Source organism: Amycolatopsis orientalis (genome assembly GCF_000943515.2).
In the GTDB taxonomy this organism is placed as follows: Bacteria; Actinomycetota; Actinomycetes; order Mycobacteriales; family Pseudonocardiaceae; genus Amycolatopsis; species Amycolatopsis orientalis.
Genome location: NZ_CP016174.1, coordinates 1,014,943 through 1,036,852, shown reverse-complemented (window position 1 = coordinate 1,036,852; position 21,910 = coordinate 1,014,943). Strand labels below are relative to the sequence as shown.

At 70.4% G+C, this 21,910-nt stretch carries 27 protein-coding genes; 13 read left to right on the top strand and 14 right to left on the bottom strand.

Features of this window, described 5'->3' with window-relative positions:
- Nucleotides 1–11: 11 nt before the first annotated feature.
- Complete coding sequence (locus SD37_RS05090; RefSeq protein ID WP_044851724.1) at nucleotides 12–1,025, bottom strand: methyltransferase; 1,014 nt, start codon at nucleotides 1,023–1,025, stop codon at nucleotides 12–14.
- 155 nt (nucleotides 1,026–1,180) lie between these two features.
- On the opposite strand from SD37_RS05090, the gene SD37_RS05085 reads away from it, so the two are divergent.
- Entirely contained in the window at nucleotides 1,181–2,443 is a 1,263-nt protein-coding gene (locus SD37_RS05085) for an FAD-binding protein (protein ID WP_044851723.1), read from the top strand.
- On the opposite strand, the gene SD37_RS05080 is transcribed toward SD37_RS05085, so the two are convergent.
- On the bottom strand, nucleotides 2,407–3,777 hold the full coding sequence (locus SD37_RS05080) for a pyridoxal phosphate-dependent decarboxylase family protein (protein WP_044851722.1): 1,371 nt from the start codon (nucleotides 3,775–3,777) through the stop codon (nucleotides 2,407–2,409). The genes SD37_RS05085 and SD37_RS05080 overlap by 37 nt on opposite strands.
- Nucleotides 3,770–4,183 carry a hypothetical protein gene (locus SD37_RS05075; protein ID WP_236725271.1) on the bottom strand — a complete coding sequence of 138 codons (414 nt, stop codon included), beginning with the start codon at nucleotides 4,181–4,183 and terminating at the stop codon, nucleotides 3,770–3,772. The genes SD37_RS05080 and SD37_RS05075 overlap by 8 nt, the downstream gene beginning before the upstream one ends.
- Before the next feature lie 356 nt (nucleotides 4,184–4,539).
- Here SD37_RS05075 and SD37_RS05070 point away from each other — a divergent pair, with 356 nt between their 5' ends.
- The 3 genes from SD37_RS05070 to mscL all read left to right on the top strand — a co-directional run bounded on the left by SD37_RS05070 (nucleotide 4,540) and on the right by mscL (nucleotide 6,097).
- Nucleotides 4,540–4,851 (top strand): FmdB family zinc ribbon protein, encoded by a 312-nt coding sequence (locus SD37_RS05070; protein ID WP_037317537.1) that lies wholly within the window; start codon nucleotides 4,540–4,542, stop codon nucleotides 4,849–4,851.
- A 115-nt stretch (nucleotides 4,852–4,966) separates the two neighbouring features.
- Nucleotides 4,967–5,608, top strand: a complete 642-nt coding sequence (locus SD37_RS05065; protein WP_044851721.1) for an SAF domain-containing protein — start codon at nucleotides 4,967–4,969, stop codon at nucleotides 5,606–5,608.
- 84 nt (nucleotides 5,609–5,692) lie between these two features.
- Nucleotides 5,693–6,097 carry a large-conductance mechanosensitive channel protein MscL gene (gene mscL, locus SD37_RS05060; protein WP_037317542.1) on the top strand — a complete coding sequence of 135 codons (405 nt, stop codon included), beginning with the start codon at nucleotides 5,693–5,695 and terminating at the stop codon, nucleotides 6,095–6,097.
- 6 nt (nucleotides 6,098–6,103) lie between these two features.
- Here mscL and SD37_RS05055 read toward each other — a convergent pair whose 3' ends face one another.
- On the bottom strand, nucleotides 6,104–6,286 hold the full coding sequence (locus tag SD37_RS05055) for a hypothetical protein (RefSeq protein ID WP_044851720.1): 183 nt from the start codon (nucleotides 6,284–6,286) through the stop codon (nucleotides 6,104–6,106).
- Nucleotides 6,287–6,341: 55 nt separating this feature from the next.
- On the opposite strand from SD37_RS05055, the gene SD37_RS05050 reads away from it, so the two are divergent.
- The gene (locus SD37_RS05050; protein ID WP_044851744.1) at nucleotides 6,342–6,620 is read left to right on the top strand and encodes an Rv0909 family putative TA system antitoxin; all 279 of its coding nucleotides are present in this window, start codon (nucleotides 6,342–6,344) and stop codon (nucleotides 6,618–6,620) included.
- Here the strand turns inward: SD37_RS05050 and SD37_RS05045 are convergent.
- On the bottom strand, nucleotides 6,617–7,117 hold the full coding sequence (locus SD37_RS05045) for a MogA/MoaB family molybdenum cofactor biosynthesis protein (protein WP_005155592.1): 501 nt from the start codon (nucleotides 7,115–7,117) through the stop codon (nucleotides 6,617–6,619). The genes SD37_RS05050 and SD37_RS05045 overlap by 4 nt on opposite strands.
- Before the next feature lie 128 nt (nucleotides 7,118–7,245).
- Between SD37_RS05045 and SD37_RS05040 the strand changes: the two genes are divergently transcribed.
- Both SD37_RS05040 and SD37_RS05035 read left to right on the top strand, forming a co-directional pair.
- Nucleotides 7,246–8,307, top strand: coding sequence for an NAD-dependent epimerase/dehydratase family protein (locus SD37_RS05040; protein WP_044851719.1), 1,062 nt, complete (start codon nucleotides 7,246–7,248; stop codon nucleotides 8,305–8,307).
- 69 nt (nucleotides 8,308–8,376) lie between these two features.
- On the top strand, nucleotides 8,377–9,180 hold the full coding sequence (locus SD37_RS05035) for an MBL fold metallo-hydrolase (protein WP_037317548.1): 804 nt from the start codon (nucleotides 8,377–8,379) through the stop codon (nucleotides 9,178–9,180).
- Between the two features lie 99 nt (nucleotides 9,181–9,279).
- Here the strand turns inward: SD37_RS05035 and SD37_RS05030 are convergent, their stop codons facing one another.
- The 9 genes from SD37_RS05030 to SD37_RS04990 all read right to left on the bottom strand — a co-directional run bounded on the left by SD37_RS05030 (nucleotide 9,280) and on the right by SD37_RS04990 (nucleotide 17,384).
- Entirely contained in the window at nucleotides 9,280–10,470 is a 1,191-nt protein-coding gene (locus SD37_RS05030) for a serine hydrolase domain-containing protein (RefSeq protein WP_044851718.1), read from the bottom strand.
- Between the two features lie 54 nt (nucleotides 10,471–10,524).
- The gene (locus SD37_RS05025) at nucleotides 10,525–11,574 is read right to left on the bottom strand and encodes a sensor histidine kinase (RefSeq protein WP_044851717.1); all 1,050 of its coding nucleotides are present in this window, start codon (nucleotides 11,572–11,574) and stop codon (nucleotides 10,525–10,527) included.
- Nucleotides 11,571–12,269: a response regulator transcription factor gene (locus tag SD37_RS05020; protein WP_044851716.1), complete on the bottom strand. Its 699-nt coding sequence runs from the start codon at nucleotides 12,267–12,269 to the stop codon at nucleotides 11,571–11,573. Before SD37_RS05020 ends, SD37_RS05025 begins: the two co-directional genes overlap by 4 nt.
- A gap of 10 nt (nucleotides 12,270–12,279) precedes the next feature.
- A complete protein-coding gene (locus SD37_RS05015) occupies nucleotides 12,280–13,647 on the bottom strand; it encodes a hypothetical protein (protein ID WP_044851715.1) in 1,368 nt (455 codons plus the stop codon).
- A 58-nt stretch (nucleotides 13,648–13,705) separates the two neighbouring features.
- On the bottom strand, nucleotides 13,706–14,326 hold the full coding sequence (locus SD37_RS05010) for a cupredoxin domain-containing protein (protein WP_044851714.1): 621 nt from the start codon (nucleotides 14,324–14,326) through the stop codon (nucleotides 13,706–13,708).
- Nucleotides 14,323–14,787 carry a hypothetical protein gene (locus SD37_RS05005; protein WP_044851713.1) on the bottom strand — a complete coding sequence of 155 codons (465 nt, stop codon included), beginning with the start codon at nucleotides 14,785–14,787 and terminating at the stop codon, nucleotides 14,323–14,325. Before SD37_RS05005 ends, SD37_RS05010 begins: the two co-directional genes overlap by 4 nt.
- Nucleotides 14,788–14,880: 93 nt before the next feature.
- The gene (locus tag SD37_RS05000; RefSeq protein WP_044851712.1) at nucleotides 14,881–15,861 is read right to left on the bottom strand and encodes a cupredoxin domain-containing protein; all 981 of its coding nucleotides are present in this window, start codon (nucleotides 15,859–15,861) and stop codon (nucleotides 14,881–14,883) included.
- Between the two features lie 26 nt (nucleotides 15,862–15,887).
- A complete protein-coding gene (locus SD37_RS04995; RefSeq protein WP_044851711.1) occupies nucleotides 15,888–16,790 on the bottom strand; it encodes a copper resistance D family protein in 903 nt (300 codons plus the stop codon).
- A 3-nt stretch (nucleotides 16,791–16,793) separates the two neighbouring features.
- The gene (locus SD37_RS04990) at nucleotides 16,794–17,384 is read right to left on the bottom strand and encodes a hypothetical protein (RefSeq protein WP_236725502.1); all 591 of its coding nucleotides are present in this window, start codon (nucleotides 17,382–17,384) and stop codon (nucleotides 16,794–16,796) included.
- 364 nt (nucleotides 17,385–17,748) lie between these two features.
- Between SD37_RS04990 and SD37_RS04985 the strand changes: the two genes are divergently transcribed.
- The 6 genes from SD37_RS04985 to SD37_RS04960 all read left to right on the top strand — a co-directional run bounded on the left by SD37_RS04985 (nucleotide 17,749) and on the right by SD37_RS04960 (nucleotide 21,872).
- Nucleotides 17,749–18,303, top strand: coding sequence for a copper resistance CopC family protein (locus SD37_RS04985; RefSeq protein WP_052674968.1), 555 nt, complete (start codon nucleotides 17,749–17,751; stop codon nucleotides 18,301–18,303).
- A 144-nt stretch (nucleotides 18,304–18,447) separates the two neighbouring features.
- Nucleotides 18,448–19,104, top strand: a complete 657-nt coding sequence (locus tag SD37_RS04980; protein ID WP_174567822.1) for a glycosyltransferase family 2 protein — start codon at nucleotides 18,448–18,450, stop codon at nucleotides 19,102–19,104.
- Nucleotides 19,101–19,757 carry a TIGR04282 family arsenosugar biosynthesis glycosyltransferase gene (locus SD37_RS04975; RefSeq protein WP_044851710.1) on the top strand — a complete coding sequence of 219 codons (657 nt, stop codon included), beginning with the start codon at nucleotides 19,101–19,103 and terminating at the stop codon, nucleotides 19,755–19,757. Before SD37_RS04980 ends, SD37_RS04975 begins: the two co-directional genes overlap by 4 nt.
- Nucleotides 19,754–20,365, top strand: coding sequence for a methyltransferase domain-containing protein (locus tag SD37_RS04970; RefSeq protein ID WP_044851709.1), 612 nt, complete (start codon nucleotides 19,754–19,756; stop codon nucleotides 20,363–20,365). The genes SD37_RS04975 and SD37_RS04970 overlap by 4 nt, the downstream gene beginning before the upstream one ends.
- Nucleotides 20,362–21,441: a molybdopterin-dependent oxidoreductase gene (locus SD37_RS04965; RefSeq protein WP_044851708.1), complete on the top strand. Its 1,080-nt coding sequence runs from the start codon at nucleotides 20,362–20,364 to the stop codon at nucleotides 21,439–21,441. Before SD37_RS04970 ends, SD37_RS04965 begins: the two co-directional genes overlap by 4 nt.
- Nucleotides 21,438–21,872 carry a hypothetical protein gene (locus SD37_RS04960; RefSeq protein ID WP_044851707.1) on the top strand — a complete coding sequence of 145 codons (435 nt, stop codon included), beginning with the start codon at nucleotides 21,438–21,440 and terminating at the stop codon, nucleotides 21,870–21,872. The genes SD37_RS04965 and SD37_RS04960 overlap by 4 nt, the downstream gene beginning before the upstream one ends.
- Nucleotides 21,873–21,910: the final 38 nt, after the last annotated feature.

Sequence of the window (21,910 nt, the reverse complement as noted above, 5' to 3'; positions counted from 1 at the left end):
TCCCCTTCAGCTCAGGCCTTGCCCAATTCCACAATGGACATATACGACTTCTGGCCGACCCGGTGCGTCCCGCGCACCCTGAGCCCGGCCATCCGCGCCAGCTCCGCCAGCTCGGAGAGGCCACGTTCCTTGCCACCGTTGTAGATGAGCATGCGCAGGTCCATCCCGGTGTTCGGCGTCTCGCCGTCGGAGCCGATCGCCTCGACGAGCAGGACGACGCCGTCGTCACCGGCCGCCTCCGCGCAGCGCTTCAGGATCGCGACGGACGGTTCGTCGTCCCAGTCGTGGATGATCGCCGAAAGCACGTACGCGTCCGCGCCGGCGGGCAGCGGGTCGAAGAAACTTCCCGGTACGACGTCGACCCGTTCGGACAGACCGCTTTCGGCGAAGCGTTCCCGCGCGTTCGCCGCCGGCCCCGGCAGGTCCACCAAGGTGCCGTGCAATCCGGAATGCTTGGTCAGCAACGCTTCCAGGAGTGCGCCGCTACCGCCCGCGACGTCGACCACATGTCCCAGGTTTCCCCAGTCGTAGGCGTCGACGATGCCCGAGTTGTCGAGCGCGATGTGGTGGCCCATCAGCGCGTCGAACGACGCCGAGAGCGCCGCGTCCCCGCTGAGGTCGTCCCAGAACGGCACGCCGTGGCGCACCGAGTAGGACTCCTCGCCGGTCTTCACGGCATGGGCGAGGTCGACGAAACTCAAGTCCCCCTTGCCGATCGCGCCGTTCATGTCCAGCCATTTCCGCTTGCTGCGGGGATGCCCGTCCCGGAGCTGCTCACCCAGTTCGGTCGCGGCGTACCTGCCCGAGGCGTCCTTGGTGAACAGACCGACGGTGACCAGATGCAGCAGCAGGCGGTCCAGCGCCCCCGCATGCGTGCCGGTGACCGCGGCGAGCGCGGCCGGGGTGCGCGCCCCGCCGTCGATGTGGTCGGCGAGCCGCAGGGTGGCCGCCACCCGGACCGCCATCGGTGTCGCCAGATCCGCCAACGCCCTCAGCCCGACGCGCCCTGCTTCGTCGACCGACATTTGTGCTCCTTTCGCCCTCCGGTCAGGCTAGGGGCGGGAAGCGTGCCGAGGCTTATCCACGACTGCTCGCAATCCGGAAGAGGCCGGGCACCGTCCGTGGCCGTTACCGTCGTTGCCGAGGAGAGGGCAGTTCCCCGGACCGGAGGTCGCATCCCGTGGCACACCACGATTTCGAACCCCGGCTGTCGATCCCCGGACGCGGAGCCGTGGCACTGCCCGAACTCGCCGGAACGCTCAGCGTCCGCGACCGTGACCTCGCGGACGCTGAGCGGGACTTCGGCGGCCACGTCCACCGGCGGCCGCTCGCCGTCGCCTTCCCGGCCACCGCGGTCGACGTGGCGGCGCTCGTGAAATTCGGCCGGGCGCACCGCATCCCGGTCGTCGCCCGCGGCGGCGGGAATTCCGTCGACGGCCAGGCCTTGGTCAGCGCCGGGATCGTCATCGACATGTCGACGCTCGGCGGGGTCCGCCCGTTCGGCCCCGACCGGATCAGCGTGGACGCCGGCGCCCGCTGGCGCGCCGTCGTCGACGCGACGCTGCGCACCGGCACCGTCCCGCCGGTACTCCCGGACTATCTGGAGCTTTCCGTCGGCGGATTGCTGTCCACCGGCGGTTTCGGCGGCGCGAGCCACCGGTTCGGCTCGCAGGCCGACAACGTCCACGATCTCGACGTGGTCACCCCCGACGGCGAACTGGTGACCTGTTCGCCCACCGGCAACGCGGACCTTTTCGACGCCGTGCGCGGGACGCAGGGACGGCACGGGATCATCACGCGCGCCACCGTCGCGCTGACCCGGGCGCCGTCGACGGTCCGGCGGCATCGCCTGACTTATCACGATCTCGGCGCGTACCTCGGTGATCAGCGGCGCCTGGTGGACGAACTGCGTTTCGAGCACGTCGACGGCCAGGCGCAGTACGCGGACGGACGCTGGCGTTTCGTGCTGGAGGCGGTTTCCCCGCAGTCGCCGCCGATCGACGACCTCCGGCACGATTCCGCCGAGATCTTCGAGGTGACCTACCGGGAGTTCGTCGACCGGCTCCGGCCGATCGAGGCGCAACTGCGATCGGCCGGTTCGTGGTACCACCCGCATCCGAGGGCGAACGTCCTGCTTCCCGGCGCTCAGGCCGAAACGGTGCTCGGCGACGCTTTGGCGGACCTGACACCCGATCTGCTCGGCGTCGGCGGGAGCGTGCTGCTGTACCTGTTCCCGACGGCGCGTGTCGCCGCGCCCCACGTCCCGAAGGCGCGGGATCCGTACACCGTGCTGTTCGGTGTCCAGCGCACCGCGCCGCCCGGCGATCTCGCGACGCTGCGACGGATGCGTGAGGCCAACGCCGCCCTGCACGCGACCGCCCGACGTCTCGGCGGGGCGAGCTACGCCTACCCCTTGGCCGCCACGGACGCCCAGGCCGCCTGAATCGCGGCGACACCGCGGTCGACGTCCGCTTCCGTGGTGGTCCAGTTGGACACGGCGATCCGCATGAGCCGCCGACCGTGCCAGGTGGTCGCGCCCATCCAGCATTCGCCGGACCGCTGCACGGCTTCGACCACCTCGTCCGTCTTGTCGCCGAAACTCACGAGAACCTGGTTCAGCACCACGTCGTTCACGACCGTGACACCTTCGATCGCTTCGAGCCGTTCGGCGAACCGGCGGGCCAGAGCGCAACAGCGGTCGACCAGCTCGGCGAGTCCCGAGCGGCCCAGTTCGCCGAGCGCCGCCCACGTCGCGAACCCCCGCGCCCGGCGCGAGGACTCCGGCACGAAGTCGCCCGGCGCGCGCACGCCACCGTCTCCCTGCCCGGTCAGGTAGGCGGCCGTGACCGACATCGCGGCCCGGTGCGAGTCGGGATGGGCGCAGAAGGCGTACCCACTGTCGTAGGGCACGTTGAGCCACTTGTGCCCGTCGACCGCCCAGGAGTCGGCCTGTTCCACCCCCGCCACCAGAGGACGAAACGCGGGGCTGGCGGCGGCCCACAGCCCGAACGCGCCGTCGACGTGGACCCAGGCGCCGTGCTCGTGGGCGATCCGGATCGCGGCTTCGAAGTCGTCGAAGGCGCCACTGTTCACGTTTCCGGCCTGAAGGCAAACGATTGCGGGCCTGTCAAGGACTCGTTCGAGATCGGTGACGTCGATGGTGCCCTGCGCGTCCGCGCGCACCGGATCGACGGCGTCGGTGCCCAGCCCGAGGAGGCGCAGGGAACAGTCGATCGTGGCGTGGCGCCCCTCACCGGCGACGACCCGGAGCGGCGGCGCCCCGTTCAGGCCGCGGCGCTCGACGTCCCACCCGGCCTGAGCCAGCAGATGATGGCGGGCGGCGGCCAGGCAGACGGTGTTCGCGCCCTGCCCACCGGTCACGAACCCGAAGGAAGCGGTGGACGGCAGACCGAGCACGTCCTTGAGCCATTCGCCAGCCACTTCCTCGACGATCGCGGCGGCGGGTGAGGTGATCTTGTTGAAGGCAGGCTGGTCCCACCCGGTCGTCAGCATGTCGGCCGCCGTCGCGGCGTCGAGCGCGCCACCGACGACGAAACCGAAGTACCTCGGCCCGGTGGTCGCCACCAGCGTGGGCTCCACGGCGTCGGCCAGCCGCCGGATCACGTCGACGGGCGGAGCGGGCTGTTCGGGCAGGTCACCGAGCTTCTCCCGGACGCCGGTCGTGTCCTCCGGGAAGACCGGCGCCCCGGCCACGTTTTCGCGGTAATCGGCCACGCGGGCGGCGACCTCGGCCAGCAAACCTCGCAACTCACTCATCCGACGGCTCTCTTTCGATCGTCGCGAACCAGGCGGGCGCGCCGTTCTCGTCGTGGAACCTGGTCCGGACGCGCTGCCTTTCGATGGTCTTCACCCGCCATCCTCGACCGAAGGGAGCCGTCAGCGCTTCCCGTTTTACGGGGTGGGGCCCGGCGTTCTCGCCTTCGTCGCTGAAACACAGGATGAACAGCGTCCCCTTGGTGACCGCTTCGAGGCTCTTGACGTACTGGACGCGCTCGTCGGCGTCGAAGGTGTGGAAGAGCCCGCAATCGAGCACCGTGTCGAATCCGCGCCCGAGCCGTGCGTGGCTGAAGGGGCCTTTCCTCTCATCGCATGCGGCGAAGGGCGCTTTCCTCTCATGCGATGCGGGGAAAGCGTCCTTCAGCCCCCGACGAACCCAAACCACGGTCCGTGAAGACCTCCTTGCCTACCGTGAAGGTCACGGTAGGCAAAGTCGGCATCGCGCAGATCGGGCACCGCTTCGTCATGGGGCAGGCCGTCCATGAAGGAATTGGGACGTTCTATGTCCCAATTCCTTCATGGACGCGGGGGCGGTACGACACCTCGCGCCGACCAGAACGACCCGCGGCTCGCTGAAGGCACCCACGTAGTGAGACCTGCCCGGAACAGGCACGGGACAAGTAGCGTGACCAGGCCGTCATGTGACCTTGGGAAACCTTGTTTGACCTGCGCCGGAATGCCCCGGTACCGTGTTGTGTTAGCACTCTTGTCGGCTGAGTGCCAATGCACGAAGGAGCAGCAGTGCCCACCTACCAGTACGCCTGCAAGGAATGCGACCACGCTTTCGAGGCCGTGCAGTCGTTCTCCGACGCCAGCTTGACCGTGTGCCCGCAGTGCTCGGGCCCGCTTCGCAAGGTCTTCAGCTCGGTCGGCGTGGTCTTCAAGGGCAGCGGTTTCTACCGCACCGACTCGCGCGACTCGAAGGCCAGCACGACCTCGGCCCCGGCCAAGAGCGAGACCAAGTCGGAGTCGAAGACCGAGTCGAAGTCGGAGAGCAAGAGCCCGGCATCCTCCTCCACGGGTACGACGAAAACGGCCGCCGCCGCTTCCTGACGTCCCGAGTTGTCCACAGGCCCCCGGTTATCCACAGCCGGGGGTTTTCGTTCTTTCCAGGCCCGGCACCGGCCCCTAGCGTCGAGATCATCACCGATCGACGAGGGGGAATCCCGTGTTCCACGATCTGCCCGTCCTGCGAAGACTCCACGGCAGGCCCGCGCGGCTGCTCCGCCGCTGGCTCGCCCTGTCCCTGCTGTTCAGCGGCCTGGTCGCGCTCTTCCTGCCCGCCTCGGCCCGCGGTACGCCCGGCACCGCGACCGTGGTCTCCGCCCGCGACCTGCCCGCCGGGGCCTTGCTGCGGCCCGGCGACCTCAAGCTCGTCGACCTCCCGGAGGACGTCCGTCCACAGGGCGCCCTCGGCCAGACCGTCTCGGCCGAAGGACGGCTGCTCGTCGGAGCGGCGCGGGCGGGTGAGCCGCTGACAGACGTCCGCCTGCTGGGAGCGGCCATCCCCGGAACGGGTGATCCAGAAAGCTCGACCGTGCCGGTGAGACTCGCCGACGCCGGGATCGCCGAACTCCTGCGGCCGGGTCAGCGGGTCGACGTCGTCGCGGCCGCCGAAGCCGGCCGGGAGGCGTCTGTGCTGGCCAGCGCGGCCGTCGTGACGGCCGTCGGCGAGCAGGAGGCCGCCGGGACGAGGAGCCCCAAACCCGGGAGCAAGGGACCTTTGGTGCTGCTTTCCCTGCCGTCCGCGATCGCGACACGGGTGGCGGCCACCTCGCTGGAACGGTCCATAACGGTTACCCTCCGCTAGCTCGCGCCTGCCCCGGCGGGCGCCTGCGTCCCCCCGGTACGGACGGGACGGTCGGCACCGTCCCAGGTGAAAGAGGAGAGCGTCTTGCTCAAGGGTTTCAAGGACTTCCTGATGCGCGGGAACGTCGTCGATCTCGCGGTCGCGGTGGTCATCGGCGCCGCGTTCACGTCGATCGTGACGGCGTTCACGAACGGCCTGATCAAGCCGCTGATCAACACCATCGGCGGTTCGGACGCCGCCAAGGGGCTGGGCTTCAACATCCTCAGCGCGAACGACGCCACGTTCCTCGACTTCGGTGGCGTGATCAACGCGGCGATCAACTTCGTGCTGGTGGCCGCTGTCGTCTACTTCGTGATCGTGCTGCCGGTCAAGCACATCCAGGAGCGTCGCAAGCGCGGTGAAGAGGCGGGTCCGACGGAGCCGACCGACGTCGAGCTGCTCACCGAGATCCGCGACCTGCTGCGCGCCCAGCAGAACCGCCAGGGCTGAGCCGGATCACCGGTCGTGGTGAGGCGGCCGGTTCTCCAGGTACCACGAGTCGGAGTCCGGGGTCCGCCGGCCCGGCTCCCGCTCGTCGGAGGTCGTGTCCGGCAGGACGTCGCCGAAGATCTCGTCGACCCGGCGGCGTGCCGCCGAGGCCGCCTTCGAAGGGCGCTTGTCTTCGTCTTCACCTGGCATGACGTTCATTTTCGCACCGGTCGCGGGTCCCGCCGACCGGTGGGACCATCAGCGCATGAGCATTGTCGACAAAGCGAAGGGGCTGGCCGCGCAGGCCATCCACAAAGCGGAAGAGGTCGCGGGCGAAGTCCGCGAGAAGGCCGGGCCGCTGGCCGAGAAGGCGGGCGACGTCGCGGCCAAGGGCGTCACGGTGGCGTCCGCCGGGGCGAACAAGGTCACCGGCGGCCGGTTCGAAGACAAGATCGGCAAGGTCACCGAGAAAGTGGAAGGGGTGCTGCACCAGGACAAAAAGGACGAGCCCGGGACTGAGCCCGGACCCGCCCCCAAGAGCTAGGCCTCTTCGAGACCGGAAAGCTCGTCGATCACGTACGGCACCAGCGACGAGAGCGTCGCCATGCCGTCGCGGACGGCCGCGCGCGAACCCGCGAGGTTGACCACCAGCGTGCTGCCGGAGACGCCGACGAGCCCGCGGGAGATACCCGCGTCCACCGCGCCGGCGGCGAGGCCGGACGCGCGCAGTGCCTCGCCGATGCCCGGGATCGGACGGTCGAGCACACCGGCCGTCGCGTCGGGCGTGCGGTCGCGCGGGGAGACCCCGGTGCCGCCGACGGTGATCACGAGGTCGGCGCCGCCGATCACCGCGGTGTTGAGCGCGTTGCGGATCGCGGCCGTCTCGGCCTCGACCACCACGACACCGTCGACGATGAAGCCCGCTTCTTCGAGCAGCTCCGTGACCAGCGGTCCCGTGTTGTCCTCGTGTTCGCCATGAGCGACGCGATCGTCCACGATGACCACCAGTGCGCGGCCCAGCCGTTGTGCGCTCCGTTCCATACGCACACCGTATCCGGTTTCGGCTGATCTTCGCTCCCGCGGTGTCACGGGCCACGAGTTGTGACGATTCCCTGACGTGAGCGGCGGATCCGGCGCCGAAGGCGAAGATCGCCCTTAGCGTCGGGAGCGTGCGAACACTGGTAACCGGCGGGGCCGGGTTCATCGGCTCCCATATCGCCGATCTGCTGTCCGATCAGGGCCACGAGGTCGTCGTCCTCGACAACCTCCTGCGGACAGCGCACGGTTCGTCGCGCCCACCCGCCTACACCGAGCGCCACCGGTTCCTGCGCGGCGACATCACCGATCCGGAACTCGTCGCCGGGTTGCTGGACGGCGTGGACGCGGTCTGCCATCAGGCGGCCGTCGTCGGGCACGGGATCGACCCGTCCGACGCGCCGTCCTACACGCTCAACAACGACCACGGCACCGCCGTGCTGCTCGCCGCGATGCACGCCGCCGGGGTGCGGAAACTCGTGCTCGCCTCGTCGATGGTCGTCTACGGCGAAGGACGCTACGAATGCCCCGCACACGGGATGGTCCCGCCGTCGCCGCGCAAACGGTCCGATGTGGACGCGGGGCGCTTCGAGCCGGCCTGCGCCACTTGCGGGAGCGAACTCGGCTGGCGGCTCGTCCCCGAGGACGCCCCGCTACAGCCGCGAAGCACCTACGCGGCCACGAAGCTCGCTCAGGAGCATCTGGCGGCGGCGTGGGCCCGGCAAACCGGCGGAACGGTCTGGGCGATGCGCTACCACAACGTCTACGGACCGCGGATGCCGCAGAACACCCCATACGCCGGGGTCGCGTCGCTGTTCCGCTCCTCCTTGCTGCGCGGCGAGGCGCCCCGGGTACTGGAGGACGGGAAGCAGCAGCGCGACTTCGTCCACGTCCACGATGTCGCGAGGGCGAACGTCCTCGCGCTTCACGCCGAAGGCCCCGAAGGCGAACTCACGCCGCTGAACGTCTGCTCCGGGGAGCCGCACACCGTCGGCGAACTCGCCGAAGAACTCGCGAAGGCCTGCGGTGGCCCGGCCCCGGTGATCGCCGGTGGCGCGAGGCCCGCCGACGTCCGGCACGTGGTCGCCGACCCGGGACGCGCGGAGCGGCTGCTCGGGTTCAAGGCGGAGACCGGTTTCGCCGAAGGCATCGCCGGCTTCGCCACCGCTGAACTGCGGGAACCGGCAAGCCTCTGAAACCGGGAACAGACCGGGCCCCCGCGCGGTTGTCGTTCGCGGACAACGTGGAACGACCTTGGGGGTTTTGTGGGCATCACCGTCGGCGACATCGAGATCGAGGCACTGGGCGACGGTCTGATAAGGCTGCCGCTCGCCTTCTTCCCCGGTCTCGACCCGGACGCCCACCCGGACGTGCTCGACGAAGACGGCACCGTGCACGTCCCGACCGGCGCGTACCTGATCCGCGGCAACGGCCGCACGATCCTCGTCGACACCGGACTCGGCCCGCGCGAATTCGCCTTCCCCCAGGGGATGACACCCGCCAAGGGCGATCCCACCCCGCCGATGGGCACGGGCGGCGACCTCGCGGCCGCGCTGGACAAGGCGGGCTGCCCGGTCGGCGAGATCGACACCGTCTTCCTCACCCACCTGCACAACGACCACATCGGCTGGATCGCCCCCGAAGGCGAGCTGACCTTCCCCGGCGCGCGGGTCGTGTTCGGGCAGCTCGACTGGGAGGCCCTGATCGAACCGGCCGGGACGGGCGAATGGGGCCGGGTCGGGATGGAGACCGCCCGCGGTGCGGGCCTGACCGAGGCGATCAGCGGCGACGACGTCCCGATCGCCCCCGGGATCGTGGCCCGGCACGCTCCCGGCCACACGCCGGGCCACTACGTCCTCGACATCACCGCGGACGACGAACGCCTGCTGCTGCTCGGCGACGTCCTGCACACGCCCGCCCAGCTGACGGACACGCGGGTGAGCTTCCTGAGCGACGTCGACCCGGACCTCGCCCTCCGCACCCGGCAACGGTTCCTCGCCGAAGCCGAAGAGACCGGCGCGATCATCGCGCCGGCCCACTTCCCGGACATGGGCTTCCTTCGCCTCTGAGCCCGGTTGCCGAAGGGCCCTTTCCCCTCATCTCACGCGGTGAAGGGCGCTTTCCCCACGTCGGATGCGGGGAAAGCGCCCTTCACCTCCGAGCCCCGGTCACTTGCCGCAGAGCACCTTGTCGGTGAGCATCTGGTCCGCCTTGTAGTACGCCTGCCCCAGGTCGGCCGCGGAGTCCCCGTAGGTCATCGACAGCTCGTAGGTCCTGCTGCCGTCAGGGGTGCTGGCCATCAGCGTCCCGTAGCCGTGGAAGCCGCCCATGCCCTTGAGGACGGTTCCGCAGCTCGACTCCTGCACGTACAGCCCGAGGCCGTAGCCGCCCTTCGGATGCGGTTTGCGCATCTCGGCCAGCAGCGGCGCGGGCAGGAGCCGTCCGCCGAGCAGCGCGGAAAAGAACGTGTGGAGGTCCTTGGTGGTCGAGATCAGTTCACCCGCGCTGGACGCCCAGGAGGGGTTCTGCTCGGTGATGTCGACCGTCTTCCACTCCCCGGCCTCCTGGTAGCGGTAGTACCCGTGGGCGTGCGGCCCCGGGATCCCCGGCCACGTGCCCGGCACCACGGTGTCCCGCATCCCGAGCGGCCGCAGGATCCGCCGCCCGATCTCGTCGCCGTAGGGACGGCCGGTGACCTTCTTGATCACGAGCCCGGCCAGCACGTAGTTGATGTTCGTGTAGGTCCAGTCCGTCCCCGGCGCGAAGAGCGGCGGCTTGGACAGCCCGAAGCGCACCAGCTCCTCCGGCTGGTAGGTGTGGTAGCGGTTGTCGAGGAATTCCTTGCCCTGCAACGGGATTCCCGGCACGATCGTCCCGTCGGGCAGGATCGCGCCGGTGTAGTCGAACAACCCGCTGGTGTGCTGCAACAGCATCCGCACCGTGATCCGCCGGTCGAGGCCGAACTCGGGCAGGTAATCCGCCACCGGCGCGTCCAGCCCCACCTTGCCCTCGCCGACCAGTTGCAGCACGACGGTGGACACGAAGGTCTTGGTGTTGCTGCCGATCCGGAACCGTCCGTTCGTCGGCGGTTTCGCGGCCTCGCCGAGCTTGCGCACCCCGGCGCTGCCGGTCCAGTCGCCGCGCGCGTCGTGCACCCGCAGCTGCGCCCCGGCGAAACCCGAGTCGGCGATCTCCTGGACCATCGCCCGCAGCTCCGGGCGATCCTTCCCGGCGGTGTCCGCGGTGGCCACCCCTGGCAAGGCCGCCCCGGCCAGCAACGCCGCCGCCAACGCCGTGGCCCCCACTCGCCGGATGGCCCGGCGCTTGTCGTTCTTGGCTGTGATCGCTGAAGTCGTCATGGCCGCTACGTTCGCCGTCCGCGCTGACACCGCGGTGACACGGCACTGACACGGTCAGGACGTCGAGAGCGGCAGCCGGACCTCGAAGCGGCAGCCGGGCCCGTGGTTGCGGACGCCGATCCGGCCGCGATGGGCCTCGACGAGCCCCTTCGCGATCGCCAGCCCGAGCCCGCCACCGCTCGCCAGCCCGCCGCGCTCGGGTGTCCGCGCCCGCGTCCCGCGGAACGCGACGTCGAAGACACGCCCGATCTCGTCGTCGGGGATCCCGCCGCAGCCGTCGTCGACGGCCAGCAGGGCCTCGCCGCCCTCGATACCGAGCTGGACCGCGACCGTCCCGTCCGGCGGGGTGTGCCGGACGGCGTTGGACACCAGGTTGCGCACGATCCGCGCCAGCTCCGGATCGCTTCCGGAGACGACCGGCCAGGCGTCGGCGTGCTCGACCATCCGCACCCGTTTCTGCCCGGCGAGCGGCGCCTGCGCGGCGACCGCGTCGCTCACGACGTCGCGCAGCGGCACGGAAGCCATGGTCAGCTCCAGTGCGCCGGCGGTGATCCGCGACAGCTCGAAGAGGTCGCCGACCATGCCCGAAAGCCGCGTGGTCTCCCCGCTGATCCGCCGGGCGTACTCCGCGACCTCGCCGGGATCGGCGACGACGCCGTCCGCGACCGCCTCGGCCATCGCCTGGATCCCGGCCAGCGGGCTCCGCAGGTCGTGGCTGATCCACGCGACGAGTTCGCGCCTCGACGCTTCGGCCGCGCGCTCCCGCTCCCGTGCTTCGCGCTCCCATACGCTGCGGCGCGCGATGACCCGGCCGAGTACGAGCGCGGCGGGCACGGTCACCAGCGCGACCAGCAGGCAGACCAGCGTCATCGTGGTCAGCGCGGGGGTGAACATGAACCCGCTGATGCCGAGCACCGCGACCAGCGTCGCGAGCACCGGGATCAGCACGAGGGTCGTCATCGTGCCCGCCAGCGAACCGCGTCTGAGCAGGTACAACACCAGCCCGCCGAGCAGCACCACCGGTAACGCGAACAGCAGGGCGAACGGCAGGATGTGCCAGGCGTGCGCCAGCATCTCGCCGAACGACTCACCCGCGCCGATCATGGCCGCACCGGGTCGTACCGGTAGCCGACACCCCATACGGTGGCGACCCGGACGGGTTTCGCCGGATCCTTCTCGATCTTCTCCCGCAACCGTCTCACGTGGACGGTCACAGTGGACTGATCGCCGAAGTCCCAGCCCCAGACCTTTTCCAGCAGATCGGCACGGGAGAACGCCACCCCCGGATGCGCGAGGAAGAACGCGAGCAGATCGAATTCCCTGCTGGTCAAGGGAAGTTCGACGCCGCCGATCCTCGCCTGCCGCGCGGTCATCTGCAGGCGGAGGTCGCCGTCGGCGAGTTCGGTCGCCGCCGGTTCGGGCCTCGGCATCCGGGCCCGCCGCAGCACCGACGCCACCCGCAACGCGAGTTCCTTGGGACTGAAGGGTTTCGTGACGTAGTCGTCGGCGCCGAGCTGGAGCCCGGCGATCCGGTTCTCCTCCTCACCGAGCGCGGTCAGCATGACGACCGGCACCTGGCTCACCTGCCGCAGCCGGCGGCACACCTCGAGCCCGTTGAGCCCGGGCATCATCACGTCGAGCACCACGAGGTCCGGGCCGGTGGCGGAGAACAGCCGCAGCCCCTCGGTGCCGTCCCCGGCGACGTCGACGTCGAAACCCGCGACCTCCAGGTACCGCCGGACGACGTCCCGGACGGTCTCGTCGTCGTCGACCACGAGCACACGGCCCTGCTCGGTCATCGCATCCCTCTCACCAGCTCGTCAGCACCAGATGGTTCACCACCAGCGCCGTGGCCGCCTGCGCGGCGAGCCACCACCGCCGCCGGAGTGACGGCAGCAGCGCGACCGCGGGCAGCAGCCACACCTCGAACGGTAGCCAGATGCGCTCGACCTCCGCCTTCGACAGGCCGGACAGGTCGGCGAACGCGATCGTCAGCACCGCGGCCGCCACGATCAGCGTGACCGGGTCCCGGAACGACCGCCGGGGTCCGGCCAGGAACTCCGCACCGGTCCGCCGCGTCCCGGCGATCACGGCGGGACCGAGCGCGATCAGCACCGCCGCGACATCCGCCCACACCCAATAGGAGTATGGGCGCAGCGTGGCGATCCCCTGGTAGTAGCGCTCGACCACCAGGTGATAGCCGTCGAGCCACCAGAACCCGGTCAGCGCGAACGCCGCGACGACCGCGGCCACCCCCAGCGCGGCGAGGAGCAGGATCCGCCACTGGCGCGTCAGCGCGACGACGGCGAGCGCGATCAGGCCCAGCAGCACGAGACCGTAGGAGAGGAAGAGCCCGAATCCGAGCAACAGGCCGGCGGGCAGGGCGAGGATCCGCCGCCGGGCCGCGAGCGCGAGGAGCGCGATCCCGGTGGCCGTCACTCCGGCGAAGAGCCCGTCCGCCGAGACCCCGATCCAGATCGCGCCGGGGGTCAGGACGGCGAACGGCAGGACCGTCCGTGCCGCGTCCTGCCTGCCCAGCGCGGACAGCGTCACCGGGACGGCGACGACGACCAGGCAGCCGACCAGCACGACGAACGTCGAGGCCCAGGCACCGCCGTGCAGCCCGAGCCGGTCGAGCCAGACGAAGACCAGCGTCGCGCCCGGCGGATGCCCGGAGACATGCGTCGTCCACGAGTTCGGCTGGTAGTCCAGGATGCGCGAGGAGAACTCGGCCAGCATCCGGGGGATGTCGGTGATACCCGGTACCTCGTGCAAGTACTCGTGTTCGGTGGTGAGCCTGCCGGTGAAGCCCCGGGTCCAGCCGTCGATCATCGCCAGCGAAAACGTCCATGCCAGTGCGGCCACGTAACCGAGTGCCAGCAGCGGCCGCCAGCGCAGCCGGGCGGCGAGCGAGGGACCTTTGGTGACGACCACGAGCGCGAGCACGACGGCGGCGACCGTCCCGGGGCCGACGTGCGGCGACCACAGCCCGAACAGCGGCGGCGCGAAGGCGTAGATCACCACGCCGGAACCGGGACGGTTGTAGTGGAGGCCGACGGCGATCGCGGCGGCCACCACGAACATGGCCAGCCCGACGGCGATCAGATCGGCCCGGTGTCCCTTCCGGACGGACGCGGTGGGGGCGGGCTCGGTGACTGTGGACATCACCGGCACCATAACCACGTTTTCCACGTCCGACGGCCCGCGGACGCCGTCCGTCAGAACTCGGTAAGACTCACCTCGCCGGTCGCGACGCCACCAGGAGCAGGCACAGCACCGCCACCGCCGTGACGATCCCGGCGACCAGCAGCATCGGGTCGAGCGAGGGCTCCGACGCCGCCGCCTGCTGGGTGACCGGCTGGGCGGGCGCGGTGGTCTCGGTCTCTGAAGGCGCCGGAGCCACCGGGGCCGAGGACGCGGTGCTCGACGGCGGTGCGCTCGCGGGCGCGGACGTCGCGGGGCGGGCCGATGTGGTCTGCTTCGGGGGCGCGGGAGCCGGTTGTTTCGTGGGCGTCTCCGCGGCCAGCACGGTGACCGACGCGCGCATGTCCGGATGCACCGAGCAGTAATACGAGTACGTTCCCGGCTTTGTGAAGGTGTGACTCCAGCTCTGCCCGGCAGAAAGCTGCGGACTGCGGAACGCGACCGGCGCGCTCGTCGTGACGACGTCGTGCGGCGCCTGATCGTGCTGCATCCAGGTGACGGTGTCCCCGACCCGTACGGTCAGCGATGCCGGGCCGTAGGCGTAGTCCTGCATCATCACCTGCTGCGTGGCCGCCTTCGACGGCGGAGCGAGGTAGATGGCTTGCAGGATCAGGAAAATCGCCGCACACGCGAATCCGGTGAGCCGCCTCATCGGACGAACTCGATCGCGATCTCGACGTGGACGCGGCGGGCGAACCAGGGCGCGCGCCGTGGCCGAGGCAGGACTCCCTTGGCCCACAAGACGATCCGTTCTTCATCGACGTAGCGCAGATCTCCCTCCAGCACGAGGCCGCGGCCGCCGACCCGCCCTTCGATCAGCACCCGCCTCTCGTCGACGACGAGTTCGTCGGAGGTGAACGTGAGCACCTTGGCCGGACAACGTTTCAGGATCGGACGCCGGAGCGGCCGCGGATAGGTGCGCAGCGACGGGACGTCGAGTTCGACGAAGAGCGCCGGTTCCTCGGAGATGTCCAGGTATCCCGCCGTCGCGGCGAATCTGCCCCGTGCCAAGGGGAAGCGCAGGAACCTGATCGACGGCTCGATGACGCAGCGGTCCGGGCGCAGCCGGTGGCCGGCCTGGACCTGGACGGGCAGGAGTTCGGTGTCGGACATCGCTCGTCTCCGCGGGAGGGGAACGTGGATACTGGCGAAGGGCCCGGCCGGCCGCTTACCGGCCGGGCCCCCCGATTCAGCGGCCGGCCTGGTTCAGCAGCTCGCCTGATTCAGCAGCGGGGTGAGCACGGTTTCGAGCCACACCGTATGCGTCTTGATGTACTGGTCGAGGTTCAGCAGATCGGTGACCTGCTGGCCGAGCGACGTCTCCAGATGCGCGGACTTGATGTGCGCGATGATCGGGGCCAGCGTGTCGGCGACGACCTTGTCGGCCGAACCGTCCAGCACCGGGGCGAGCACGGTTTCCAGCCACACCGTGTGGGTCTTGATGTACTGGTCGAGGTTGAGGATGTCCTGCACCTGCTGGCCCGGTGAGGTCTGCAGATGCGCCGCCTTGATGTGGTCGATGATCGGCTGGAGCACTCCCTTGGGCACACAGGAGCCCCCGCCGGGACTGGTCGGCGGCATCGAGTGCGACGACGTCGGCGGCTTGCTGCTGCTCGTCGAGGTCTGCGGGGCGCTCGTCGGGGTCGGCTGTGAAGTCGGCGGGGTGCCCGAACCCTCCACCTTGACCGACGCCTTCATGTCCGGGTGGATCGAGCAGTAGTAGGAGTAGTCGCCCGCCTTGGTGAAGGTGTGGCTGAAGGTCTGCCCCTTCTGCAACGTCGGCGACGTGAACTTCTCCGGGCCGTCGGTGATGACGACGTTGTGCGGCGCGGTGTCGTGGTTGGTCCACGTCACCGTGTCGCCGACGGCGACGGAAAGGCTCGCGGGGCTGAACTTGTAGCCCATCATCTCGACCGTCTTGGCCGCCGCCGGCGCCGCCGCGGGTGCCGCCTTCTCCTGGGAAAGTCCCTGGTACAGCGGAACCGCCAGCGGACCCTGCTTGGACAACGCGGCGAGATCGACGTCGGCGGTCTGGGCGGTGTCCGCCTGCTGCCCGCCCCGCAGGGTGGCGAGGCTGAACAGCGCGACACCCAGGGCGAGGATCGCCACCGCCACCGGCCAGGTCCGCCGCGCGGGCACCACCGGCGGGGCCTCGGCGGCGGGGTTCTTGGGCTCTGGGTTGTCCATGAAGGACACTCCTTTCTGTAGGGCGGTCACCGGCCGGGGCTGGCCGTGACGAGGAGGCTCGCCGCGAGGAGGACCGCGATGACGAGCGCGGTCTCGGCGGCGACGGAATAGACGAAGGGGCGGACGGTGGCGGCGTCCCCGCGCAGGACCACCGCGAAGTCCAGCCGCCGGGAGACCCAGCTCTTGCTGCCCTGCGCGATGACGAGGACGATCGCGAGGACGAGCAGCTTGACCAGCAGCGTCCTGCCGTAGTCCGTTGTGGACAGTCGATGCCAGCTGCCGACCGTCTGCCACGCGAGTACGACCCCCGCCGCGATCACCGCGAACACAGACAGCATCGCCAGCCGGGAATAGCGCGGCACGACGGCGGCGAGTTCCCCGGGATCACGCCGGGAGAGCACGCCGAACAGCAGGACGGCCAGTCCGCCGATCCAGGCGCAGATCCCGGCGAGATGGACGAGATCCGCGATCTGGGTGAGCAGCGGCCGCGTGCTCTCGACCGCGTGCCCGGTCAGCCCGGTCGTGCGCAGCAGCCCGAGGGTCACCACTCCGGCACCGACCCGCCAGGCCGTCGAACCCGCCGCCGCCCGGCCGCGTTGCAGCAGATCCGCGAGGACGACCCCCGCCAGCAGCCACAGCAGCGCCTTCGCGGACCAGACGCGGCCGAACTGCGTGTCGAGTACTTGCCCGAGCAGGTCCCAGTCGAAGAGATCGGCGGCCGGACGTTGTGCCGACCACGCGCCCTGGAGGCCGAGACCCGCGACGGTGCCGGCGAAGCCGAGCAGCCAGCCGATCCCGACGACCTTGCGCGCCCGGCCTTGCGCGGCGCCGTCCGGCCAGAGGAACGCGAGGAAGAACAGACCGCCGGTGAACAGGGTCATGCCGAAGTAGTCGACACAGCGGGCGAGTACGTACCAGGTCTTGACCATGACTTACCGGACCGGCGCGGGGACGTTTTCGAGGACGACCGTGCCGTCGGGAGCGCGGCAGTACCCGAGGAGGGCCGCGCCGAGGCCGTCCGCGCCGCTCACCCCGAGGCCGCCGGTGACGCCGCCCAGTAGCGGGAGCGCGGCCACGGTGTCCAGAACCTGTTGTGCCGCACCGGGTTGACAGGCGGGCAGCTCGGTACCGGGCGGCGGCGGTGGCGGTGGCGGTGGCAAGGGCGGCGTGCTCGACGGCGGATCCGGATGCGGATGCGGGGGAACAGGATCCGGGACGGGCGCCGGGGGCGGGACCTCGATGCCGCCGGGTGGTGACGCGGGCGGGGCCACCGGGGCGGGGATGTCGGTGACCGGAACCGCCGGCAGGGAAGGGATCGGGGCAGGAGCCGGTGGTTCACCACCGGGCAAGGGCGTGGCGGCGGACGGCGGGGTCTGGGGCTGGGCGAGTACCGGCGGGCTTCCCGCGGCCGTCCCGGGTTTCAGCCCGAGTCCCGAGGCGTAGCCGACCACGATCACGACGGCACCGGTGAGGCCGGCCGCGATCAGCTGATCACGACGCGGGGCGATTCCTCGCAAGGCCACGAATGCTTCCTCCCATACGGAACGAGAGAGAGAATCGAGCGGAAAAGGGGAACGGGCTCGATGGGCCAGAAGAAAACCAGGTGCCGCGTTACCCGGCATGATCGTCACATGAAGCCCAGGTAAAGTAACTCGGCTCCGTACGGCCGGACGGCTGTGAGTTCGGCGGCCGAATGCGCGATCGGCACGGCCATTCGAGTGAAGCGCGGGTGCGCCGTGTCCGATTCCGCGTCTTCTTTCCCGAAAGGCTGTGAGTTTTCGTTAACACGGTTGTTGCGCGAACCCCCGCCACCGCAACGCGTCCGACCATTCCGTCGCCGACCATGGGCTCCCATTCCCGTCGTCGACGTAATCGTGAGGAAGAACCATGTCGCTTTCCCCGCCATCGGCACGGAATCGGTCGCGCGGCGCCTTCCTCGCCGCACTCGTGCTGTTCACGACGCTGGCCGTCGCCCAGCCGGCCATGGCGCACAGCGTGCTCGTCTCGAGCGATCCGGCGAAGGATTCTTCGATCGCGTCTCCGCCCGCCGCCGTCACCTTGGTGTTCAACGAGCCGCTCGATCGCGGCTTCACCGAACTGACCGTCCTCGGCCCGGACGGCTCTTCGCATTGGGAAGGCGGGGCGCCCGTCGTCGCCGGAGAGAAGTTGTCCGCCTCTCTCCGGCCGTTGGGGGCCGCCGGGATCTATACGGTGAAGTACCGCGTGGTGTCCGCGGACGGCCATCCGGTTTCGGGTTCGGTTCCGTTCACGCTCACCAAGGGGGGTGCGGGGACGGCGGCGGCCGAACCGGTGGTGCGGACCGAAACCGCGGTCGCCGCTCCGGCGACCGATGACGCGATGCCGGTGTGGCCGTGGATCGCCGGTGCCGTGCTGATCGCGATCGCCGGGGCGTTCGTGGCGCGGCTGATCGCGAAACCGTGAAACGCGGCACCTTAGCCGGGCGGTCCGCGCCGGGCGGGGTGCGGAAGCGAACCGTCAGCACTCGGTAAGAACTTCGCGGCCGTCATGATTCGGTAAGCACGGCAAGGGTTTTCGTCCGTCCACCCCGGACTTACCGTGCTGTTCGTGAACGATGACCGGATCGACGTCGTGCTTCCCTGTCTCGACGAGGCCGGTGCCCTGCCCGGGGTACTGGCGACCCTGCCCGACGGCTACCGGGCGATCGTGGTCGACAACGGTTCCAGCGACGGTTCCGCCGGGGTGGCGGCCGGGCTCGGGGCGAAGGTCGTCCACGAGCCGCGGCGCGGCTACGGCGCCGCGGTGCACACCGGGCTGGAGGCGGCGACGGCGGACATCGTCTGCTTCGCCGACGCCGATGGTTCACTCGACCTCGCCGAACTGCCGGTACTGGTGGACGGTCTCGCCGAAACCGATCTGGCGGTCGGACGACGAGTGCCGACCGGCCCCGGCGTCTGGCCGTGGCACGCGAGAGCCGGCAACGCGGTGGTCTCGACCCTGTTGCGGCTCAACGGGTTACCGGTCCATGACATCGCGCCGCTGCGCGCCGTCCGGCGGCGGGCGCTGCTCGACCTCGGCGTCACCGACCGCGCCTTCGGCTACCCGCTCGAACTGCTGATCAAGGCACGGCGTGCCGGCTGGCGGGTCGCCGAGTTCGACGTGTCCTACGGCGAACGCGCCAAGGGCACGAAGTCGAAGGTCTCCGGTTCGCTGCGCGGCACTCTTCGCGCCGCGAGGGACTTCGGGCGGGTGCTGAGCCGATGACGTTCTGCCTGCTGATCGTCGCCAAGGCGCCCGTACCCGGGTTCGCGAAGACGCGCCTCTGCCCGCCCGCGACACCGGAACAGGCCGCCGGGATCGCGGCCGCCTCCTTGCTGGACACGCTCGAAGCCGCGCTGCTGACGCCCGGGGCACGGGTGGTCGTCGCGCTGACCGGCGAACTCGGCGAGGCCACGCGCGGCGAGGAGATCGCCGCGCTCCTCGAACGCACGGCCGTGATCCCCCAGCGTGGCAACGGTTTCGATGTCCGCCTCGCCAACGCCCACGCCGACACGGCGGCGGGTCATCCGGGCCTCCCGGTCCTCCAGATCGGCATGGACACCCCGCAGGTCACCCCGGACTCCTTGGCCGCGGCCGCGGAGGCGCTGGCCACCGAGGACGCCGTCCTCGGGCTCGCGGAAGACGGCGGCTGGTGGGCGCTCGGGCTCATGGATCCCTCGCACGCCAAGGCACTCGCCGGGGTCCCGATGTCCAGCGCCGATACCGGCCGGGAGACCCTGCGCGCGCTGACCGACGTCGGCCTGCGTCCCGGCACCCTGCCCACACTGTCCGATGTGGACACCATGGCGGACGCGTGGCGGGTCGCGGCGGCGGCACCGCACGGCCGGTTCGCCCGAGCGGTCGCGGAAGTCCGGTGACCGCCTTCGACCGCGGCCTGCTCGGTCACCGCTGCTGGCTGGAACTGGCGACCGGCGAACGCGTCGACCTGCCGGTGGAACGCTGGACGGCCATCCCGTGCGACGGCGACGACGTCCTCCTCGACGCCTGCGCAGGCCCGACCCTCGACATCGGCTGCGGCCCCGGCAGGCTCACTGCCGCGCTGACCGAACGCGGCGTCGCCTCGCTCGGCGTCGACATCTCGGCCACCGCCGTCCGGCTCACGCACGCCAGAGGCGCCGTCGCGCTTCGCCGAGACGTCTTCGACCGTGTCCCCGGCGAAGGACGCTGGCGGCACGTCCTCCTCGCCGACGGGAACATCGGCATCGGCGGCGATCCCCCGCGGCTGCTGTCACGCGTGGCCGAACTGATCGCCGACGGCGGGACCGTGCTCGTCGAACTCGACCCACCCGGCCGCGGCATTCGCCGGGACCGGGTCCGGCTGCGGCCCGACGACGACGGCGCCTGGTTCACCTGGGCGTGGGTCGGCGTCGAAGCGATCGCCGGACTCGCCGCCCGGACCGCGTTCCGGGTCTCCTGGTCCACCCGTCGAGGCCACCGCTGGTTCGCCTGCCTGGAGAAATCATGAAGTTCCGCTCCGCCGCGCATGCCGAACGGGTGACTTCCCGGATCGGGCTCGCACTCGCCGTCACGTTCACCTTGTGCTTCGTCACCGGCCTGCTCAGCCATCTCGTCCAGCATCCGCCGTCGTGGTTCGGCTGGCCGAGCCGCCCGGTCTGGCTCTACCGGGTCACGCAGGGGACGCACGTGCTCTCCGGGATCGCGTCGATTCCCTTGCTGCTGGCCAAACTCTGGAGTGTCTACCCGAAGCTGTTCGAACGCCCGGCGATCCGCGGCCTGGCGCACGCGCTGGAACGCCTCTCGATCCTGGTGCTCGCGATGGCGGCGTTCTTCGAACTCGTCACCGGCCTGTTCAACATCGCGCAGAACTACCCGTGGACGTTCTACTTCCCGCAGCTGCACTACGCCGTCGCGTGGGTGGCGATCGGCTCGATCCTGGTGCACGTCGCGGTGAAGCTGCCCATCGTCCGCCGCTCCCTCGCCACGGAGCCCGAACCCTCGCGACGTGCCTTCCTCCGCACGACCTGGCTGGCCGCCGGTGTCGCCGTGGTCGCCACGGCGGGTGCGACGGTTCCGTTGCTGCGTAACGTTTCCGGCTTGTCCTGGCGCAGCGGTAAGGGACCGCAGGGCATGCCGGTCAACCGGACGGCCGCGGCGGCCGGTGTCCTGGACGCCGCCCGCGACCCGGGCTGGCGTCTGTCGGTGGTGACGCCGGGCGGCACGAAAACCTATTCCCTGGACCAGCTCCGCGCCTTGCCGCGGACTTCGGCCGAACTGCCGATCGCCTGCGTCGAAGGCTGGAGCCAGTCCGCGCGCTGGAGTGGGGTCTCGCTGCCGGAGTTGTTGCGGCACGCCGGAAGTACGCCCGGTACGCCGGTGCGGGTGTTCTCGCTGGAGAAGGCCGGGATCTACGGGATCAGCGAACTGCCCGGCGAGCACACCGGCGACGACCTCACCCTGCTGGCGCTGGAACTCAACGGCGAGGCCCTCGACGCCGACCACGGCTTCCCGTGCCGGATCATCGCCCCGAACCGGCCCGGCGTCCTGCAGACGAAATGGGTCACCCGGTTGGAGACGCTGTGAAAACGCTGCGGCTGTTGCTGTTCCTGCCCGGACTGGGCGCGCTCGCCTGGGGCGCGGTGCTGTTCGCCGAGTACGCGTTCCCCTTGCGCGCGGACGTCTTCGGGACCCTCGGCTGGCTCGCCGGCGGCCCGCTCGTGCACGACCTGCTGATCGCTCCGCTGGTCGGCGTCGTCGGGCTCGCGCTGAGTAGCGTCCTTTCGGACCGCTGGAAGACGCCGGTCAAAACGGGGGCGGTCCTCACCGGGGTGCTGACGCTGCTCGCGGTGCCGCTGCTGTGGCGCCCTTTCGGCGGGGCCACGAACCCGGGCCTGCACGACGCCGACACCGGCACCGGCCTGCTCGTCACCCTCGGCGTCGTCTGGCTGGGTGTGCTCGTGGCCGGCACCCGGAACGCAATCAGAGGACTAAACGCGAAAAAAGGCCACGCGTGACCGGGATTGGCAGCCGGTCACGCGTGGCCTTCGGTTCC

Bases quoted from the DNA above. Each gene is read 5' to 3' on its own strand.
- SD37_RS05050 (WP_044851744.1), top strand. From the start codon at position 6,342: ATGAGCATTGTCGACAAAGCGAAGGGGCTGGCCGCGCAGGCCATCCAC.
- SD37_RS04965 (WP_044851708.1), top strand. From the start codon at position 20,362: ATGAAGTTCCGCTCCGCCGCGCATGCCGAACGGGTGACTTCCCGGATC.
- SD37_RS05090 (WP_044851724.1), bottom strand. From the start codon at position 1,025: ATGTCGGTCGACGAAGCAGGGCGCGTCGGGCTGAGGGCGTTGGCGGAT.
- SD37_RS05010 (WP_044851714.1), bottom strand. From the start codon at position 14,326: ATGAGGCGGCTCACCGGATTCGCGTGTGCGGCGATTTTCCTGATCCTG.
- SD37_RS05005 (WP_044851713.1), bottom strand. From the start codon at position 14,787: ATGTCCGACACCGAACTCCTGCCCGTCCAGGTCCAGGCCGGCCACCGG.
- SD37_RS05025 (WP_044851717.1), bottom strand. From the start codon at position 11,574: ATGATCGGCGCGGGTGAGTCGTTCGGCGAGATGCTGGCGCACGCCTGG.
- SD37_RS05055 (WP_044851720.1), bottom strand. From the start codon at position 6,286: ATGCCAGGTGAAGACGAAGACAAGCGCCCTTCGAAGGCGGCCTCGGCG.
- SD37_RS05030 (WP_044851718.1), bottom strand. From the start codon at position 10,470: ATGACGACTTCAGCGATCACAGCCAAGAACGACAAGCGCCGGGCCATC.
- SD37_RS04975 (WP_044851710.1), top strand. From the start codon at position 19,101: ATGACGTTCTGCCTGCTGATCGTCGCCAAGGCGCCCGTACCCGGGTTC.
- SD37_RS05020 (WP_044851716.1), bottom strand. From the start codon at position 12,269: ATGACCGAGCAGGGCCGTGTGCTCGTGGTCGACGACGACGAGACCGTC.
- SD37_RS05015 (WP_044851715.1), bottom strand. From the start codon at position 13,647: ATGGTGCCGGTGATGTCCACAGTCACCGAGCCCGCCCCCACCGCGTCC.
- SD37_RS04995 (WP_044851711.1), bottom strand. From the start codon at position 16,790: ATGGTCAAGACCTGGTACGTACTCGCCCGCTGTGTCGACTACTTCGGC.
- SD37_RS04985 (WP_052674968.1), top strand. From the start codon at position 17,749: ATGTCGCTTTCCCCGCCATCGGCACGGAATCGGTCGCGCGGCGCCTTC.
- SD37_RS05080 (WP_044851722.1), bottom strand. From the start codon at position 3,777: ATGAGTGAGTTGCGAGGTTTGCTGGCCGAGGTCGCCGCCCGCGTGGCC.
- SD37_RS05000 (WP_044851712.1), bottom strand. From the start codon at position 15,861: ATGGACAACCCAGAGCCCAAGAACCCCGCCGCCGAGGCCCCGCCGGTG.
- SD37_RS05045 (WP_005155592.1), bottom strand. From the start codon at position 7,117: ATGGAACGGAGCGCACAACGGCTGGGCCGCGCACTGGTGGTCATCGTG.